We start from the raw sequence: 3604 nt of genomic DNA, 5'->3' as shown, positions 1-3604 counted from the left end.
TATAAATTATTGTAAAAGCTGTGCCAGGCGCTCATAAAGCGTATCAGTGCAGTCATATTTTAAATAATCCTCTATAAATTTGCCCGGGTCATTCTTATAACCCAGAAATCTGGTTATGTATTTTTTTAGATTTGCCTCGGAATATTTATCCGGCTGTTTGTAAACTATGCCCGTTGTATTTTCATTGGTATTAATCTTTCCCCTCAAACTGATATACCCTATCGCAGTATCTATATTTTCAATGCCAATGCCGTTTTTTAAAGAGTATAACAGCTTATATGCCAGAAGTTGTACCCTGTGATGTGCTGAATTATCTGTAGTTTTATCGGTTTTGTAATCAAGTATTACATATTTTTTGCCATCACTGAAAACTGCATCAATCTTCCCAAAGAACATTATATTGTCAGATTCATTTTCATATTCTGGAAACATCTGGTTTACCCTTGCAATGGCTGAAACTTCTGCTTCAATTTGTTCCATGTTATATGCTGCTTTAATCTGGTTTACCACAGATTCTATATTTGACAGCACTTTCTTATCTTTTTCTTCCAGCATTTCCATTTTAATTTCTTCTTTATAGAGCGATTCAGCCAGTTCGTGTGCGTTGAGCCCGTAATAAAGCGCATCTGTTTTTTCATTCAATTTCAGTATATTATTTTTTAACAACCAGTAAGGGTTGTCAAGGCTTACAAGTGAGTATGAAAGAACATTTTTATCCTTAAAAAAACTGTATATAATATCTTTTAACCATGTTTCCTTTGTTGAAAGGGTATCTTTTGCGCCACTGTAATCCCCGGCTATAAATTTGAAATATGCTTCATCATATTTGCTTTTAACCGGGATTTCAGATCTTCCAGGAGAGGAATCGTCCATGATTATTTCGGAGTATTCTGGTATACTGTAGTTTTTTGCATCCCTGTGTGACGTGCATATCCACAGGTTATTTTTTGCTCTGGTAAATGCCACAAAGTCAACCCTTATGCTTTCATTTTTAAGCTCGTCATCCACATTTATATGTTTGATTTCTTCGATAATTGATGATACAATAATATCAATGTATGCATCTGATTTCCTTGGCTTTTTTGGCAGATATATAACATTATCAAATTCCCGGCCCTTTGCCTTGTGCACAGTTGTGAGAATTATTCTTGAAGTTCCCGGTTTCCCGGTATTTTCTGAATATGACAAATCCAGAAAATCAAAGAAATTTTTCCTATTGTATTCACTTTCGGTATCGAAAAATTCTTTTATGGAAGATATTACAGCTGTCGCGGTGATAAAATATTCACTGCTGATGGAAGAAGCAACAGGCAGAATTCTTTCGTCAAAAAGTTTTACTATGCTTCCTTTTGTAAAAGTTTTGTTTCTCAATGAAAAGAATGGATTTTCACTGTCAAAGGAATCTATGGTAATTTCATTATTCCTTATAGATTCTGCAATATTAAATGCCTCTTTCAGTGATATGCCTGAGAATGGCGTTACAATTGCGTTTATTATGCTGTCAGGGTCATCATAAAACAGGCCTTTTAGAAATGAAGTTATATCCTTTTTTGCCTCATTTACGCTGTGTATATTTGAATCTGATGAATATTCTATTTCATATCTGTCCAGTATTGATGAAATGGTTTCAATCTGTGCATTTGTTCTGGCTATTATTCCTATATTGCCTTCAGACTCAGGTATTTCGTTTATGATTCCAATTATAGATTCTTCTGGAAATTCAGATTCTATAATTTTTACCCTGTTCCCTTTTTCTTTTACCCCTTCAAAATTATCAAGTTCAGGGACTTCATTTTCAAATTTCAGATAATATTCTTTTGAATAATTTATTATTGTGTCCGTGCTTCTGTAGTTTTTTGTCATATTCTTTTTTGATATATTATTATTTTTTATGAGCGAATTAAATACTGAAAGTGCTCCGCCCTGAAATCCAAATATAGATTGTTTTCTGTCTCCAACCAGGAATTTTATATTGCCAGCTTCAAGGGCAATTCTGGATTCTATATCATTTACGTCCTGAAGTTCATCTACAAATACATATTCATACTTTTTTTTATTTTTTAGCCTATAAAACTCGAATAAAAGATCGTTGAAATCAAAATCCTTCTTATTTTCCTGATAATATTTGAAAGCCTGGTAAAAATAGTCGAATAGATATTTTTCTTCTTCAAGTTCTATATTTTTTACTTTGCCAGTATTATATTTGTTTTCCAGTGATTCAAGAATTATTTCCCTGTTATTTTCTATATCAGACGGCATTATGCCAAAGCTTTTTATGTATCTTATTGCATTTTCAAATTTTGGAACTATATCATTAATTACATAATCCCTGCCGTAATTAAATGCTTTTACATCCCTCAATTTTTTATAAATTAAATATCTTGCAATATTGTACGGCACTATATTTTTCGTGCTGGAAGAAACCATTTCCTGGTATGCCAGAGCATGGAAAGTGTAAATGTTCACATCATATGCTGTTATATTTTTTATTTTCTCTTTTAGCAGCTGGCTGTTTATCCGTTCCTGAAGTTCTGAAACTGCATTATTTGTAAATGTTATGCATAAAATTTTTTCTGGTTTTATTCCCTCTTTAATTAAATTTACAACTTCACTGGATATTCTGGTTGTTTTTCCAGTGCCTGGATTTGATATTACCAAAGTATCTTTATCAATCATATTGCTCTAATTATATTTTGTTTAATAAAGTATCAGGTAGTTTATTTTTATAATTATAATTTTTCCATGTATGTTGGGTAACCTGGAAGTATGTGTGTTAACAATAATGATATGATTTACTGAAAAATTACAGCAGTTTTGATTAAAGTTAATATATTTAGAAATAATAACCAAGAGCAGAGGTTACCGAGTTAGGACAAAGGCGCTAGATTAAGGGTCTAGTCTCGAAGGAGTTCGCGGGTTCAAATCCCGTCCTCTGCATGATTATAAATCCAGCACAGCAAGATAAGAAATGTTCTATATTTGTTTTATGCATATATCCTGTTTTACGATAAAACTTTAGAAAAAAAGTTTATATATTTGTGAATAATCCAATTTTAAGGATAAGACTGATTGGGCAAGTGTACCTTGAGGTGCATGTAAATAAGTTCTAATCGGCTCCTGAATGTTCAGTTTATTTATATAAATTCAAAATTTAATGCTGATAAAATTTTCAGAATCAGTGCGGTTTATAGTTGGTTCCGGAACTTTAGGAACTTTTTTTGACTTTTCCTCAAAGTAATTGCTGAAATCTTCTAAATGTTAACAACCATTCATTATAAAAATAAATTATATATTATTCCTGATGAACAATTTTTCCTTCCCCAAAGACAATTTTTGGATAAGACCCAAGAACAAATGGATCATTATTCCATACTGAAAATGAAGCAAGTTTTCCTTTTTCTATTGTCCCGAGATTGTCGAGCCCGAGAATTTCTGCCGGCCTTGACGAAACATATGATATACACTGTTCCTTTGTTGCACCGAATCTCAGGAAATGCCTTGTTGTTAAGAACAGGTCTCTCTGCAGAATAACAGGATGGTCAGATATAAGCGCAAATTTAACACCAGATTTCTGGACAAGTTCAACATTTCTCCATGATTCATG

2 protein-coding genes and 1 tRNA gene are annotated in these 3604 nt (G+C 32.4%); 1 reads left to right on the top strand and 2 read right to left on the bottom strand.

The window, feature by feature from the left end; all coding sequences use genetic code 11:
- Window positions 1-6 precede the first annotated feature (6 nt).
- On the bottom strand, window positions 7-2676 hold the full coding sequence (locus WKI77_RS07325) for a UvrD-helicase domain-containing protein (RefSeq protein WP_337861172.1): 2670 nt from the start codon (window positions 2674-2676) through the stop codon (window positions 7-9).
- Window positions 2677-2852: 176 nt separating this feature from the next.
- On the opposite strand from WKI77_RS07325, the gene WKI77_RS07320 reads away from it, so the two are divergent.
- Window positions 2853-2937 (top strand) — tRNA-Leu (locus tag WKI77_RS07320).
- A gap of 355 nt (window positions 2938-3292) precedes the next feature.
- Here WKI77_RS07320 and WKI77_RS07315 read toward each other — a convergent pair.
- The coding region (locus WKI77_RS07315; protein WP_337861171.1) for an amidohydrolase family protein at window positions 3293-3604 on the bottom strand (312 nt) is incomplete at its 5' end.

It is taken from the genome of Ferroplasma sp., from assembly GCF_037442045.1.
Classification (GTDB): domain Archaea; phylum Thermoplasmatota; class Thermoplasmata; order Thermoplasmatales; family Thermoplasmataceae; genus Ferroplasma.
This window is presented reverse-complemented; position numbering and strand designations above follow the sequence as displayed.